The 14,925-nt window shown below is 48.8% G+C and carries 12 protein-coding genes and 1 pseudogene; 6 read left to right on the top strand and 7 right to left on the bottom strand.

The features are described from left to right. Positions 1-469, top strand: a pseudogene (locus Q8L79_RS07990) (hypothetical protein); the annotation flags it as partial. Between the two features lie 13 nt (positions 470-482). Here Q8L79_RS07990 and Q8L79_RS07995 read toward each other — a convergent pair. Continuing rightward, entirely contained in the window at positions 483-986 is a 504-nt protein-coding gene (locus tag Q8L79_RS07995) for a transposase (RefSeq protein WP_305269882.1), read from the bottom strand. 740 nt (positions 987-1,726) lie between these two features. Here Q8L79_RS07995 and dnaB point away from each other — a divergent pair. The 3 genes from dnaB to Q8L79_RS08010 all read left to right on the top strand — a co-directional run bounded on the left by dnaB (position 1,727) and on the right by Q8L79_RS08010 (position 5,355). Beyond that, the gene (gene dnaB / locus Q8L79_RS08000; protein ID WP_305269883.1) at positions 1,727-3,118 is read left to right on the top strand and encodes a replicative DNA helicase; all 1,392 of its coding nucleotides are present in this window, start codon (positions 1,727-1,729) and stop codon (positions 3,116-3,118) included. Continuing rightward, positions 3,115-4,203 (top strand): alanine racemase, encoded by a 1,089-nt coding sequence (gene alr / locus Q8L79_RS08005; protein WP_305269884.1) that lies wholly within the window; start codon positions 3,115-3,117, stop codon positions 4,201-4,203. Before dnaB ends, alr begins: the two co-directional genes overlap by 4 nt. Positions 4,204-4,962: 759 nt before the next feature. Next, the gene (locus Q8L79_RS08010) at positions 4,963-5,355 is read left to right on the top strand and encodes a hypothetical protein (protein WP_305269885.1); all 393 of its coding nucleotides are present in this window, start codon (positions 4,963-4,965) and stop codon (positions 5,353-5,355) included. Positions 5,356-5,649: 294 nt separating this feature from the next. On the opposite strand, the gene Q8L79_RS08015 is transcribed toward Q8L79_RS08010, so the two are convergent. From Q8L79_RS08015 to Q8L79_RS08035, 5 genes are all read right to left on the bottom strand, one after another. Continuing rightward, on the bottom strand, positions 5,650-5,991 hold the full coding sequence (locus Q8L79_RS08015; RefSeq protein ID WP_305269886.1) for a flagellar protein FliT: 342 nt from the start codon (positions 5,989-5,991) through the stop codon (positions 5,650-5,652). Between the two features lie 32 nt (positions 5,992-6,023). Beyond that, on the bottom strand, positions 6,024-8,030 hold the full coding sequence (gene fliD, locus Q8L79_RS08020) for a flagellar filament capping protein FliD (RefSeq protein ID WP_305269887.1): 2,007 nt from the start codon (positions 8,028-8,030) through the stop codon (positions 6,024-6,026). Between the two features lie 165 nt (positions 8,031-8,195). Further along, complete coding sequence (locus Q8L79_RS08025) at positions 8,196-8,690, bottom strand: transposase (RefSeq protein WP_370869899.1); 495 nt, start codon at positions 8,688-8,690, stop codon at positions 8,196-8,198. A 202-nt stretch (positions 8,691-8,892) separates the two neighbouring features. Beyond that, entirely contained in the window at positions 8,893-9,264 is a 372-nt protein-coding gene (locus tag Q8L79_RS08030) for a flagellar protein FlaG (RefSeq protein ID WP_305269888.1), read from the bottom strand. 85 nt (positions 9,265-9,349) lie between these two features. Continuing rightward, positions 9,350-12,130, bottom strand: a complete 2,781-nt coding sequence (locus Q8L79_RS08035; RefSeq protein ID WP_305269889.1) for a flagellin — start codon at positions 12,128-12,130, stop codon at positions 9,350-9,352. 349 nt (positions 12,131-12,479) lie between these two features. On the opposite strand from Q8L79_RS08035, the gene fliS reads away from it, so the two are divergent. Both fliS and Q8L79_RS08045 read left to right on the top strand, forming a co-directional pair. Beyond that, positions 12,480-12,872: a flagellar export chaperone FliS gene (gene fliS, locus Q8L79_RS08040; RefSeq protein ID WP_305269890.1), complete on the top strand. Its 393-nt coding sequence runs from the start codon at positions 12,480-12,482 to the stop codon at positions 12,870-12,872. A gap of 14 nt (positions 12,873-12,886) precedes the next feature. Then, positions 12,887-13,087 carry a putative motility protein gene (locus tag Q8L79_RS08045; RefSeq protein WP_305269891.1) on the top strand — a complete coding sequence of 67 codons (201 nt, stop codon included), beginning with the start codon at positions 12,887-12,889 and terminating at the stop codon, positions 13,085-13,087. A 123-nt stretch (positions 13,088-13,210) separates the two neighbouring features. On the opposite strand, the gene Q8L79_RS08050 is transcribed toward Q8L79_RS08045, so the two are convergent. Further along, positions 13,211-14,662: a hypothetical protein gene (locus Q8L79_RS08050; protein ID WP_305269892.1), complete on the bottom strand. Its 1,452-nt coding sequence runs from the start codon at positions 14,660-14,662 to the stop codon at positions 13,211-13,213. Between the last annotated feature and the right edge of the window lie 263 nt (positions 14,663-14,925).

The raw sequence follows: 14,925 nt of genomic DNA on the forward strand, positions 1-14,925 counted from the left end.
TTTATTCGATCAACGGCTTTTTCCATGCCCCTGCGTGGTCGATCTTTATTATCGTCGTTGGGCTATCGAGAACCACTACCGCGACGAAAAAGTCGGTTTCGAGATCGAACGATTTCACAGTAAAACCGTTAATGGCATCCCACAAGAACTGTTTGCCATTCTCATCGTTTGCGTCATCGCCCGCGTCGTGACCGCACTGTCTGTCTCCTCCGAAGCGCTGGAAACCGAACATTGCAACCAAGCTCCGCAACTTAAAAACGCCGCTAAAGCCTTTGCTCGCGAAGCGGCCATTCTGACGGCCATGAATCCGGACCGTGCCTTTGCCAACTTTCAAGAACTATTAGACGATATTCGACGGGTCAAATATTACCAACCCCAGGAGCCTAAGCCCTCAACGCCACGTATTAATAAAGCCTCAGCTAATAAATGGCAAGGGCGCCGATCTCAAAAAATAACCGTGGAGGCTTAAGTCAACAGCATTGTCATTCGACCTCTCCCCCCAAGAGCGCCCGGAACTTTTTTTGCAGAACCAACAGCGCTGCGGCTTCTGCTAAGGCCTTGTCTTTGCGCAATAATTCACGCTCAAGGCTTTGTTTTTCCACTTTCAATGCCCGTAACGCCCGTGCTTCTTCATGCGGGTTTCCTGAATCACCCTGACTACAGAAATCAGTTTTCCACTGTTCCAGTTGATGGGCAAAAACGCCTCGCTCACGGCACCAGGTATTTAAGTCCTCGCCGAGTAAACCATAGGTTTGCTGCAATGCGGCAAGACGTTCTTCCGGGCTCCAATCCTCGGGACGTTTTGATTTCGGTGGTGCAGGTTTATTGACGTCCTGTTCGCTTTGTTTCATCCAAGTCTTCAAGGTCGTTAAATTGATGTTCAATTCGTCTGTGACAGACTGTATCGATTGGTTATTGCCACGACTGTAAACTTTTACCAAGGCCTGCTCTTTGAAGCCTGCTGAGTATCTTTTATATTTTTTCATGCCTAATCTCAAATTTTATTTTTTCTTAAAATTTGAGGCGACAACTATTCTGACGCAGGGGGTAACTGAAGGCATTGCTGCAACCGTTCAGCATTGCCCGGTATTACGCCGATGCCTACGAGCGCCATTTAGACACGGCCACACATCAGGTTGGCAAAAGCAATACCCAAAAGTAGAACGTAAAAGCTTGAATTTACGAACTTTGATCAAGCGGTTGGCCACGAAGGAAAAACATCTGTTTTTCCAAGTCGACTTTGATGCACGACACCATCATTGGACTGCCCATCAATAAGGTAGAGTTTGGCGTCGACATTCATGCTAAATTACGTGTTTTACCCACTACCCAGAAGAGGAACAATGCTTTACCAAAGGAAGTAGCTTTTAGAGCATAACCGATGACGAGGTTGGCATGCATAAACTCAATCATCGTCCTCGAAAATACTTAATTTCAAAACACCTGATGAGATATTTTTTGCTGAGCGGGAGCAAGATGCCGCAGGATTGCGCTTCGGAGCTGAATCGGCCATTGATTATAGACATTAAAAACCGTGGCGAAAAATGTTAATATCATGTTGATTAAATTATAATAATTTCCCTGCATGCAGAATATAATCAATGCAGGTACTTGACACTGTTCCTCACATTATCTTCTGTGTTGTCTCTTCTTTAATAATCTTTTCGGACCTTTTTGGAAGCTTTTATGCTGTATTTTATGATTAACGTTTTTATCACTGTGAACTATGTCTGAAAATTATTCGTTTGATCGCGATTATTCGCTGGATTCTTTAAAAATTCCTCCCAATTCTATTCAGGCAGAACAATCGGTTTTAGGCGGCTTAATGCTGGACAATCAAACCTGGGATTCTGTATCAGACAAGGTGGTGGAGGGTGATTTTTATCGAAGAGATCACCGGCTGATTTTCAAGACGATTGAGCAACTCGCCGAAAAACAGATTCCTTTTGATGTGATTACCATATCGGAATCGCTGGAAGCGATAGGTGAACTGGAAAATTCCGGCGGGCTGTCTTATTTAGGCATGCTGGCAAAGGACACGCCTAGCGCGGCGAATATCGTGACTTATGCCAATATTGTCAGAGACCGGTCAGTATTGCGTCAGTTGATTCATGTCGGTACGGAAATTTCGGATTCCGCATTCAATACAGAAGGTCGTGAGACTGCCGACCTGCTTGAAAATGCCGAACGTCAGGTATTTAAAATAGCCGAACAAAGGCAGCGTGGGCAGGGTGGTTTTTCAACAATTAAATCCTTGCTGGCACGCGCTGTCGATAAAATTGAAACACTGTTTGAACAAGAGGGTTCCATTACCGGAGCGGCTACTGGATTTACTGATTTTGATGAGCTGACCTCCGGCCTGCAGCCGGCTGATTTAATTATCGTGGCTGGCCGACCTTCTATGGGTAAGACCACTATTGCGATGAATATGGCGGAAAATATTGCGATTAAAGGCGATAAACCGGTTGCCGTATTCAGTATGGAAATGCCGGGGGACTCGTTGGCGATGAGAATGATGTCGTCACTAGGCCGTATCGACCAGCATAAAATAAGAACCGGCAAGCTGGAGGATGATGAATGGCCGCGCTTGACGTCGGCTATCAATTTGCTGGCTGAAACCAAATTATTCATCGACGATACCCCGGCATTAACACCGACCGAAGTGCGTTCAAGAGCCCGGCGTTTGGCGCGTGAGCATGGACAACTGGGTTTGATTGTTTTGGATTATTTGCAGCTGATGCAATCGCCTTCCAGCGGTGAAAACAGGGTACAGCAGATTTCCGATATTTCCAGAGGCTTAAAGGCGCTGGCCAAGGAATTGAACGTCCCCGTGGTTGCGTTATCCCAGCTTAATCGTAATCTCGAGCAACGCCCCAATAAACGCCCAATGATGTCCGACTTGCGCGAATCAGGCGCTATCGAGCAGGACGCCGATTTGATTGTGTTCGTGTATCGGGACGAAGTGTATAACGAGGACAGCCCCGATAAAGGTATCGCCGAGATCATTATCGGCAAACAGCGTAACGGCCCGCTGGGAACAGTCAGGCTCACCTTTCTCGGGCAATATACCCGTTTTGAAAATTTTGCGGGAAGCTATAACAGCGGTGATTATGAATGACCCCGGCAGCCTATGCGATACTTAATCTGGATGCGGTTCAGCATAACTTGTCCAAAGTACGCAGCTGTGCGCCGGATGCCAAGGTTATGGCGGTCATCAAGGCCAACGGTTACGGACATGGCTTGCTGCGTATTGCTGTAGCTTTACAACATGTTGATGCCTTTGCTGTAGCCAGAGTTGATGAAGGCATTCGATTGCGTAAGGCAGGATTCAAAAACAGGATTGCTGTTTTAGAAGGATTTACCTGTGCCGAAGAATTGGATGAGTTGTTACATTATCAATTGGATGCAGTGGTGCACTCATTAACCCAGCTGGAAATTTTTGAAGCGGAAGTAAAATCAGGGGCTTGTGCGGTCTGGTTAAAGCTCGATTCCGGTATGAACAGGCTGGGGTTCAAAGCAAAAGAGTTTGATGCTGCCTATCAGCGGTTGAGCCAGTGTGCCCTGATAAAACAGCCGATCAATCTGATGACGCATTTTGCCTGTGCCGACGATTTCAATGACGACAGAACGCCAAAGCAAATCCGCCTATTCAATAAAACGGTTGCCGGTTATTCCGGTGAGCGTAGCATGGCTAATTCGGCGGGTATATTGGGCTGGGAGCAATCCTTAAGCGATTGGGTACGTCCTGGTATTATGTTGTACGGCATATCGCCCTTTCCGGATTCAGTAGGCTGGCAATTGGGGCTAAGGCCGGTTATGGAACTGCATTCGCGGTTAATTTCGGTCAAGCAAATTGAGGTAGGAGATACAGTCGGTTACGGCGGAGGCTGGACATGTGAAGTGCCTACAACATTGGGTATCGTGGCCATAGGCTATGGTGATGGTTATCCCCGTTACGCCAAAGATGGAACGCCTGTCTTGGTAAATGGCCAGCGCGTTCCGCTTATAGGCAGAGTTTCAATGGACATGATTACAGTGGACTTGAAAACTCAAGCCCACGCAAAGCCCGGCGATCCGGTAACATTGTGGGGCGAAGATCTGCCGGTTGAAGAAGTTGCACATTGGGCCGATACTATACCTTATACGCTGGTATGCGGTGTGACCCAGCGGGTTCAGTTGGTTGAAAAGACATTGAGAACCTAATTAGATAGTGTTGTAAATCATAAAACGACATTGATCTTTATATCGACCGAAAATTCAGGATCACCGCTGAACTGGTTGATGCAAGCTGCATTTTTTGCTTGAACTGCATAAATAAAGTAGGCCGGCAGGAAATAGATGCAGTGATACGAAGGGCTGAATTTAAAGAAGAGTTGCTGATCTCTTCGGAGTCGCGTGCGAAACGGGAGTGCGGCTATTATGAATGTTCTTATCATACGGCACTTGATATATGTAAGCGTCATACGGACCCGCTTGACTTGCACGATGACCAGTTTACACGCTAGTACTCAGTCAATTCTATTTTGACGGGTAAAAGTAAATCCGTTCGTCCTGAACCTGTCAAAGCCTGTCATGAGCTTGTCGAATGAGATGAGCGGATTTACACCGAGCTAAACAATTTTTACATAACATAACAGGACTGACTGAGTACGAGGTTTCCACTTTCCACAAGTGCAATGCGAAAACTGAATGATATGGAATTGGCTGTTTTAGATCAGTTTTCGACACGATTTTCAAAACTGCAAGATGCTACGGGAAATGCGTAATGAATTTTCAACGATTACCCTGATGATCCTATACAGTCTGCGATTCTTAACAAAGCTTATAATTTAATCAGCGGTTTGCTTTCGACGCTAAATCGAATCGAACCATTTGCGGCAAATTATCTTAACAGTAACGCTGGGCAGGGTTTGTAACTCCGGCCGGTACCAAAACATAACTTAATTTTTCAGGGATACAATAATGACCAGCGATGCAAATCAAATGCTACTCGAAGACGTAGCGACACAAATTCAGCAGGCTTTATTGCTGGCAGAACAAGGCAACCTGATAGAGTCAGAAGCGCTTTATCATAAAGCTCTGGAACAAAAACCGAACCATCCCCAGGCTTTATATGGTTTGGCGCAACTGGCGGGCGCAATCGACGATCAGGAAGTTAAGGGAATCCTTTTAAGTCAGGCTATTGAACAACTGACGGATAAAGCCAGTCCAGATCAACAAAGCTTGGCTGCTATATGGCTAACAGAGCTCGCCGAAGTATTCTTTAAGCTTAATCGGCCAACGGATGCGATGGATAGTCTGAAGCAATGTGAAAAATTGATCAGAGACAATCTGGCGGTTCCACCGAAGTGTTAAATATCAGAAAACTAAAATTATAAATATTTAGTAAGTGAGCGCGAAGCTGGACAGGGTTGGCAACTCCGTTCCTGACGTTTTCGCGCTCCTTGGAAGGATCGAGATTTTGAACCTCGCTCCAGACATTTCTAATACTGCTGACAAGCTCTGTATGATGGCGTAATTAAAACTCTACGAATGGGGTAAATATCCCGTCCGGCCTTGAACAATTGTTATTACAAAGATGCTTAATAAATGAGCGCTTCAGTATTCATTAAGAGGAGCAGCACTCTGAATAGTTACAAAACTAACTGCTTAAAATAACTCATCAGCCGCTTTCCGGTATGCTTTGTTGCCTTCATGAGCATGTTTCAAGTGGCGCAACTCCTCGGCAGCCTGGTCGCGCTGTTGAGTAATCAAATCACTAATAGCCTTGTCAATTAGCTGGATTTCTTCGATCGGACCGACCAGACTTAACTTTGTCGATTCATCCATAGTCTGGTTGTCGAAAATCGTTTCCAGCATAATCCTACGCCGCTGCTCTAGTGACTCAAACTCATCCCAATCATCCGCCGTGGCTGCAGCTAACATGGCCTGAGTTACATCGAGCAATTGCTCCCCCTTAGCGTATATATTCAATATCGATTCGTCTTCCATAAACGTCCGTTAACTACAAATCATCAGTTATTTCAATAAGTACTAGTTTTAGGGGCAAATTGTTGCGTCAAATAGCTGGCGGTGGACTGCATTCGTCCAAGCATAGCATCCATCCGGTTAAAACGTTTATACAGACGCTCTTCGAGCGAACTCATCCGGTCAGCAAGCTCAGTGCGTTGCTTGGTGATTTGATCTATATTTTTTTGCAAGCCGTTGGTGCGGTTAGTAAAGGTACCTGTTTTACTGAGCGCACCTGTCATGACCTTGTCCAACCGCTCGATTAAACCGCGTGAAAAATCAATCGTACCCTTGGAGCCCGTAGTAGTGCCCTCGATTAACAGCTTTAACCCTGTCGAGTTGCCTGCGGTTGAGGTCAATATCTGGCCTTTGCCGGTGGCGGCCAGTCCTCCTATAGTGCCGGTGATATCGAAACCGGCAGTGCCCGTAGAGACGCTTAAGCCCAGCGTATTAGTGGTGTTCGCGGTGATCTGCAGCTGAGAAGACGCGCCGTAGCTTTTGGACGTGAAAATCATGCGGTTATTGTCGGTATCATAAGCAACACCAACGGACAGCCCCTTGGCCTTTAATGCACTGTCACCGTTGATGCGGGATTGTATTTCCGTCGCTAATTCTGCATAGCTGGCGTATGTTTTTTGGGTCAAGGCGATAGAGCCCGATTGAGTGCCATCCACCTTAATAGAGAACGTGTCATTTCCGGCGCCTATCGTCAAAGAAGAAGGTGCTGCACCGTTCAACACGCCTTGAGTAGCGATTTGCGTGATGTCGACCGCATATTGGCCGGCCTTGGTGTCGGCTGTATTCGATAAAAACAACACATTGGAATTAGAAGGGTTTCCAAACGCCGCAAACACCCCGGTCACACCCGGGCGGTTCGAGGCCAGTTGGCTATTTAGCCGGGTACTGTCCAGAGCCAGCGTACCGTCTCTTTGCGTGCTGATGCCAATGTCGGCCAACGATTTGGCAGAACCGTTCAGGCCGCTGATCATGTTGCCCAATTCGTATCGTAGCGATGCCATGGCGCTGCCCAAGGTAGGGTCGCCTTGCAATAGCCCGCCTTTTCTCGTTGTCGTATTGTAAGTGGTCAGGGGAGTTACGGTGCTCACCAAGTCATTAAAGCCTTTGACGAAGCTATTGACAGCCGTGACAATATCATCGTTATTCTGGCTGGTGCTCACGGTAACAATCTTGCCGGGCTGGGCCTGCAAAAGATTAAGCTTGAGTCCTTTTAATGCGGTGTCAACGGTATTGGATGAACTTGTTATATCCAGTCCGTTAATAGCAAGTATGGCATCCTGAGCCGCCTGGGGTTGTACCATATTGGCGGCGGCTGCGTTATACGCAAGTTTCGAGAGGCCGGCATTATCGGTATTGCTGGTATCGGCATCGTTAGTGACACTGATTTCCATGCTGCTGTTTTGGCCGGTCTTGGTCGAACTTAAAACCAGGCGCGAGCCGCTATTGTCAGTGACAACCGAAGCCGTTATTCCCGCTTTAGCCTGATTAATAGCCAGGCTTAACCCGGCCAACGTGTTGTTGCTGGAATCTACAGTCAGCGATAGCGTGCCTTGATTGCCGTCTTGAGTAAAGCCGGTAGGGTTATTGTCTATATCGTAAGCAGTAGTGCCGAATTTAATGGTTAGCGTACCGGTGCCCACCGTTGATGTGGCGGAACTAAAAGACGAAGAAGCCAAAGTCTGGCTTTTAGCCAGCTGTTTGACTTCCAAGTTGTAGCTGGCCACGTCTGCATTGCTTCCGGCTGAGGTGGTTATGATCGCCGTATCGCTTGAGGTGGCGGAGATTTTTTGAAAGGCGCTGGCGTATTTTAGGCCGGACAGGCTGGTCTGAAAACTTGACATCGCACTTTTAAGGCTGCCGTATGAGGAAATCTGAGCCGTAAGTGTCGCTTCCTGTTTGTCCAGCCGCTTAGTGACCGGGACCTGTTCCGCTGAGACCAGACTGGATACCAAGCTTTTAATATCTATGCCGGAGCCTAGACCTGTTGATGTGATGCCTGCCATTGTTCGATCCTCCACCTATAAGTAACGGGTAATAAATTTATCGTTATACACAACGATAGATTTAGTTTATGAGATTAATGATAGCTGCGATAAAAATAAATATCACCTGTAGGAGCGGCTTTAGCCGCGATAAATAATCAGCCCCAATCGCGGCTAAAGCCGCTCCTACAACCAGACTGCATCCCACAACGGATAATCGCCTATTTTATCCACTAAACCCGCTCTTAATGGATTTGCTACAATATAATGTGCAAGTTGTTGCAGGTCTTCTTCTTTGCGTACAGCATGATCGTGATAACCTTCTTGCCACAACACTTGATTTGAACCTACATCGCCCCGATTACGGCGAATTTTTTGTATTTGATACGCCGAACAACCTTTAACGCTTTGCATTACTCTTGCCAGATTCCAATCATTTTGTAAACTAAACAGCCAATGCAAATGATCGGGCATGACCACAAAAGCCAAACTGTTAACATGTTGCTGCAACTGTTGATGACGCATTGCCTGCACAACAAGCCTTCCTAAGCCAAAGTCGGCAAAGACCTCTTGGCGTTGGCAGGTCACAGTTGTAATCAAATAAACCCGGTTATTCTCAGAATGCCGGCCTTGTCTCAAGCTCTTTCCATGGGGCTTAATCGTATTGATCGTCATACCCATTATAACAATAACCTCAGTAGGAGCGGCTTTAGCCGCGATCAGCAATTCTCATCATGAGCATTTTGTGAAAAGTTTTTCACTAGAACCTTTTTAAATAGGTTCTTAGACCTTGTGCTCCAATCGTCTTTCAAAATGAGAATTACTGAGCCGCGGTAACATTAGTCGCTATAATCTTTCGCGGCTAAAGCCGCTCCTACTATAATCAAGCCTGCGCTTTAAACAACACCCCTGTCAAATCATCCAGATGCTTGGCAAGTTGAAGTACATCTTCGCCGGGTATCTGGCGTATTACTTCATGAGTCTCACTGTCGGTAATCTGCATCACCATCTTCCCTGAAGACTCATCCAAACTGAAGCCCAAAGAACGTTGCGCCATTTGAAAGAAATTGTTGATGTCATTAACGGCACTGGAGATTTGTTGCTTGTCCTCCTGATCAGGTTGTTCAGTCAACTTGACCTGTATGGGCGCTGTCGACGTAGACACCGCAGTGATGGGGCTGTCATGCTTGGGTGGTGCTGTAGCGGACCCCGAACCCTGATAAGGCGGGGATGAAACTGCTTTTAACGTGTCCATAAAGCCTCCTTTATGATAAGGCCAAAAAGGGCGGGGGTTTATAAGCCGCCGCCCTGTCTTAGATTAATGAATTAACCTGATTTGATTAACGTAATAACGCCATCACACCTTGGCTGGACTGGTTCGCCTGGGCCAGCATCGCAGTACCGGCTTGTTGCAAGACCTGAGTGCGGCTCAATTCTGCAGATTCCGCCGCGAAGTCAGCGTCTTGAATACGGCTGCGGGCTGCAGACAGGTTTTCAGAGGTCGATTCCAGGTTGGCGATGACTGATTGAAAGCGGTTTTGCACCGCACCTAAGGTGCTGCGCAAAGTGGTAACAGTACTCAGGGCATTGTCAACGCGCTGGATGGTATCCAGAGCGCCATCAACCGTCAAGGTGTTGGCAGTAGACAGGCTGCCGGAATCCGCAGCTTTGACGCCCGCAGCGAAGGTGCCGCCCAGGGTGGCAGCTTCTGCGCCGCCCAGAGTGATTTCGCTGGCCGAAGTCAACTTCAGTGCACCGCCGGTGACTGAGGCATAGACGCCGGTGACATCGCCGTTGATCTTGTCAGCCAGTGCTTGGGTATTGGTATAGGTGCCTGCCATGGACGTGCCGTTGATGGTCAGATTGTCCAAGGTGACCGCGCCGCCTGCCGTTCCCGCTACGCCGGTGTTAATGGCAAAGCCGGCCGTAATTGCGTTGCTATCCGCACCGGTGATGGCGATTGCTGCTGTAGAACCGGTTTTGGTGATCGTAAGCGCATTGACTGCGGCGCCCGCCAAGCCTACCGAATTGCTGATGCTGGCATGATCAGAGCCAGTGATTGCTATGGCTTTGGTATTGGCCGCATCAGTGCGGGTGAAGCGTAATGTCGCACCAGCTCCGTCAAATGCTGCGGTGATGTTTGCAGAGGCTGCGGAAAGTTGACTGTTTACTTCGGTCAGGAAAGCGCCTGCAGTTGTGAGGTTGGTATTTAAAGTAATAGCTTTGCCATCGACGGTAAAGGTCTTCGCGCCGCCGCCTGAATAATCGACATCACCAGTGGCCGCGACTGCGGCTAAGGAGCTCGAAGTACCTACTGTCAGGCCATTGCCATTGTTTACTGTATAGTCGGAGCCCAGCTGGCTTGCAATCTCAGCGGCAAGGCCGTTTCTGTCGGTATAGTCTGCGTCCAGGATTACGGACTGGCCATCGACAGTAAAGCTGGCGCCGCCGCCGGCGGTGCTGTAAGTGCCGGCAAAACCTGCGTCGGTACCAGTAATTGCGACGGTTGCGGTGCCACTATCGTTGTCGTCATCAAAAGTGAATTCAGCGATAGACTCGGCATTAGCAGCCGTAATGTTAATCGCCGCAGAGCTTGCGCCTGTCGAGGTGCGGGCGATGGTCATGGTTCCGGCGTTATTGGTTACCGTGTAACTGCCGCCCAATTGAGCCTGAATAGCTCCGGCGACACCATCGGTACTGGCGTAATTCTGATCCAGGGTCACCGCAGTGCCGCCGATCGTCATGGTGGCGACAGCGGTCGTAGTTGCGGCGCTACCGGCAACACCGGCTGTGTCCCTAAAGCCCGCAGCAAAAGCAGGTGCGTCGACTCCGGTTATTGCCACGGCGGTAGCGCTGCCTGTATGGGTAATAACAAGCTCGTTGCTGCCGTTGATGGTTGCAACGTAGTTGACTTTGTCGGCAAGAGCGGAAGCCTGTATCTGGGTGTTTACTTCATCTGCTATAGCGGCATAATCAGCCTCGTTGGTACTCAGCGTGATGGTTGTGCCATCAATGGTCAGATTGGCGTTGGTGGTGGCAACGGCTGCGATCCCAGCAGAGGCAGTATCGACGGCAAAACCGGCTGTACCAGCATTAGCATCAATGTTAGTGAGTGTTATAGCGCCAAGTTTGCCGTCGTTTTCAAAGGTAAGTACGCCTGCTAAGTTTGTGACATTAACAGCCTCATTGCCGGCTGTTGCCCGGATTTGTGTTTGGATGTCTAATGCTTGGGCATCGAGATCTGCATAGTCTTGATTTAAGGTGATGCCTACTGTTGGAGTGGTACTGCCTGCGATAGTCACGTCGAACTGTGCGATGGCGGCACTGTGGGTGAAATCGGTGATAGCAGTTGTAGTCACTTGCGCATCTGTCTGCGGGGCGGCGGCAGTGCTGAAGTTAAAACCATTCGCTATCGTCTGTGCGGTGGATGTGCCGGCGACTAGCGTGGATGGGGCTCTAAAGTCTGTTGTTGTGGATCTGATAACAATGTGACCGGCGGTGTCGGAACTGCCGACAGCGCTGAAGTCGGACGTGGCTGCTACGGTGGAAACGACATGCCCGTCAACGGCGCCGGCGCCCATTGAGCCGGATGTCGTGGTAGCGACCTTGCCGGAGGCGGCAATGCGCACATCGGTGGACATGCCTAGAGTAATAACTTCACCGGCATTGGCGCCGATCTGGAATTTGGCGTCACCCAGGCTGCCGTTGAGCAATTTTTGGCCGTTGAAGCTGGTTGTTGAGGCGGTGCGGTCAATTTCAGACAGACGTTGTTGTACTTCCAGATCGATTGCGGCACGGTCAGCCGCAGTGTTGGTGACGTTTGATGACTGTACGGCGAGTTCCCGGATGCGTTGCAAGTTGTTGGTTATTTCTGCCAAGGCGCCGTCACCGGTTTGAACCATGGATATGCCGTCATTAGCGTTGCGGACGGCCTGATTTTGGCCTTTAATCTGAGAGGTCATACGGTCGCTGATCCCCAAACCTGCGGCATCATCCTTGGCGCTGTTAATACGCAGACCGGATGATAACCGTTGCATCGCTTGCATACCGGCAGCTTGTGATCTGTTTAAATTACGTTGCGCATTGAGCGCGCTCATATTGGTGTTGATGATTTGAGCCATGATACTTCTCCTAAAAATGGAAATTTATTTCGGTTTTAGATGAGGGGATATTGTGTATCCTTCGCAACCTGCAATTTGTATCGGCGTGGTTTTAGGAACCTTTAATTTTTTTTTAGGGTTGTTGTCTCAGCAGTGGGTAGGATCGGCTTTAGCCGCGATATTCGTGCGCTGGTTGTGATGGTCGCGGCTAAAGCCGCTCCTACACTATTGATCAAGTTATGCGGTTGTATTTAGCTGGCGCGACGATAAATTTTTTGCAGGAAGCCTAAAGTTTTTGTTTAGGTCGTCGCTACAATCAGCAGGTGTTCTAACAGTGGGACGCAATATTTTGATCAATGAGGATAGACCAATGAATGCTTTATCAGCCATAAAACAATATCAGCAAGTGAGTGCCAGTAGTTCTGTCATGGGGGCCTCGCCTCATCGTCTTGTACAAATGCTGATGGAAGGCGCTTTGGAGCGGATAGCGATTGCAAGAGAAAGTATGGCGCGCAATGAAATAGCCTTGAAAGGCCAAAGTATCAGTCACGCTATTCAGATTGTGGGTGGCTTGCAAGGGTCTTTAAATGAAGAGGCAGGCGGCGAAATTTCAGAAAATCTGAGTAATCTTTATGATTATATGATTCGCCGTCTGCTTTTCGCCAATCTTAACAATGATGAAAGTGCTTTGGAGGAAGTTTCCGGTTTGATGATAGAAATTAAAATGGGCTGGGATTCGATGCCCGATGATTATAAACATTAACTTGGGAGGTTTTTATGATTAGTTCAGTGGGTGGTTCAGGCGTATCGTTATTGATTGCAGCGGCTATGAAAGAGGCGACAGCCGCGCAAGATGTGGAGATTGCTGTTCTTAAGAAAGGCCAGGATATTGAAAAGGCAAATGGGGAGTCGGCTTTAAAGTTAATCGCTTCGGCAACCGGCACTACGAGCGCTGGAGGCATTGATATTCATGTTTGAGTCTATTGTAGGAGCGGCTTTAGCCGCGATATGGCCGCGATTATTTACGAATATCGCGGCTATATCGCGGCTAAAGCCGCTCCTACAGAGGTAATCTACGGAAGTTACCCCCATCTATCTCGTTTATCCGCTTGATCGGATTAACAGCGCCGTCTTGTCTAAAGCCAGCAGTGCATTTTTAATCACTGTAATCCCCTTATCTCCCTGTGTTGTTGCCTCGACAATCAACCTCGAACTAAGGCATAACCGCAAGGCGCTTACCGCTATGCCGTTACGTGTGCCACAGGCAACCGGCTGCCCAAGTTGGCATCGTATTGCGCCAATATCGCCAAGGTCTAGCGCGACCGACAGTTGTCGATAGACATGCAACGTTTCTTCGCTGTTTAACGGTGTCCTTCCGGCAGGTTGGGGATGGTAAAGCAGGAAAGGGAAGATGGTCTGGAGGTGATCCCAGTCATTTGCCGTTATTAACGGGTAACGATCAATCCGTGGGGTGGGCAATGGCCCGAAGTGCGGGTCGGATTGCAGGCGTTGCCGGATCGCTTCTGCAAAGGTTTGGAGGAAGTCTATGGTCGCTGCTTTCGGCACGGCGCGAAATTTTCTCAGCTCATTCAGGGCTACTTCGCAACGCAGCAGCAGTCCGAAATTGGAGGAATGATCCAGATGCTCGGACCCAGTCCAGTCGGTCGGCCAATTTGCTTTGGATGAACAAGGCAATAAGCCGGATGGAAATTTGCGTTTTTGGAGGCGCTCCGCTACCTCTGAAGGCATCAGTAATACGGCTGAGAAAGACGGCGCGGTAAAAAATTTCGATCCGGTCAGCGCTATCATAAAGCCCTGATCCAGATAGGCGCGCAAAGTCGGCAGAGCAATGCGGAACTGGCAGGCATCGACCAATACTTCAATGTTATCGGGATAGCGACGGTGGAGCGCTATGACGCAGGCCGGACTCGGTGCGATCAATCCGCTTTTGGATTGATCGACAAGAATCAACAGAACGCGCCGATCCAAGGCAACGGCTTTGTTTGCCAGAGTTTCCACTTCGGCATCGATTGCCGCTAACGGTCTGGGTGTTCCGTCGTCAAGGCGAATGGATACTTGTACAACTTCAACGGCGTTATTGCCGATTACGGAATTTCCGTTTAAGGCTGAGGCCACTCCGCTTCCGGTTTCATTGGCTTCCACCATGATTACCAGTGCCGGTGAGGATGCTTCACTACCCGTGTATTGCGCTGCAATGGCATGTACATCGGTACCCGACGGGGAGAAGATAAGCTCTAGTCCGGTAATGTCGGATAGTTCGCATAATTCCAGCCATTCCAGGCGAATCCTTTGGATTTGTCGGTCATAGACGGCTGTGTGCGAGCCGGTGCTGATGGCTTCCAATAATTCTTGGCGCAATTGGTTGGCGACAGCGAATCCTTCCGTGGAAATGGTCGATGCCGTAGAGGAGCCGAATGCCAGTAGCTGAGGGTCGGGAAGCGGCTGGCAGCCGTATTTGTTGGTTCCGCTGAGCGGGTCGAGCGCGAGGCGGACATCGCCACCGGCAAGCAGAAGTTGCTTTGTGGACGGCAATTTGTCTGGTGTTTGGGATGGGTTTGGCACGATAATTAAAATGATGTCATGAAGTTACTGGCTGACCGGGTGCTATGTGTTGATTGCTGTGTTTAAGGGATCAGGAAATTACCAATGCACCCCTTTATCCAGCATCACCGTAGGAGCGGCTTTAGCCGCGATGTATTAGAGTATTAGAGTTTCGCGGCTAAAGCCGCTCCTACCCTTTTTGTTCCGGCTCATGATAAACGGTATTTTGGTCATTGCCGCCTCTCTAAAGTGTA

The sequence above is a fragment of the Methylobacter sp. genome, assembly GCF_030680395.1.
In the GTDB taxonomy this organism is placed as follows: domain Bacteria; phylum Pseudomonadota; class Gammaproteobacteria; order Methylococcales; family Methylomonadaceae; genus Methylobacter_A.

Coding starts and splice junctions, on each gene's coding strand:
- Q8L79_RS07995 (WP_305269882.1), bottom strand. CDS start 986: ATGAAAAAATATAAAAGATACTCAGCAGGCTTCAAAGAGCAGGCCTTG.
- dnaB (WP_305269883.1), top strand. CDS start 1,727: ATGTCTGAAAATTATTCGTTTGATCGCGATTATTCGCTGGATTCTTTA.
- alr (WP_305269884.1), top strand. CDS start 3,115: ATGACCCCGGCAGCCTATGCGATACTTAATCTGGATGCGGTTCAGCAT.
- Q8L79_RS08010 (WP_305269885.1), top strand. CDS start 4,963: ATGACCAGCGATGCAAATCAAATGCTACTCGAAGACGTAGCGACACAA.
- Q8L79_RS08015 (WP_305269886.1), bottom strand. CDS start 5,991: ATGGAAGACGAATCGATATTGAATATATACGCTAAGGGGGAGCAATTG.
- fliD (WP_305269887.1), bottom strand. CDS start 8,030: ATGGCAGGCATCACATCAACAGGTCTAGGCTCCGGCATAGATATTAAA.
- Q8L79_RS08025 (WP_370869899.1), bottom strand. CDS start 8,690: ATGGGTATGACGATCAATACGATTAAGCCCCATGGAAAGAGCTTGAGA.
- Q8L79_RS08030 (WP_305269888.1), bottom strand. CDS start 9,264: ATGGACACGTTAAAAGCAGTTTCATCCCCGCCTTATCAGGGTTCGGGG.
- Q8L79_RS08035 (WP_305269889.1), bottom strand. CDS start 12,130: ATGGCTCAAATCATCAACACCAATATGAGCGCGCTCAATGCGCAACGT.
- fliS (WP_305269890.1), top strand. CDS start 12,480: ATGAATGCTTTATCAGCCATAAAACAATATCAGCAAGTGAGTGCCAGT.
- Q8L79_RS08045 (WP_305269891.1), top strand. CDS start 12,887: ATGATTAGTTCAGTGGGTGGTTCAGGCGTATCGTTATTGATTGCAGCG.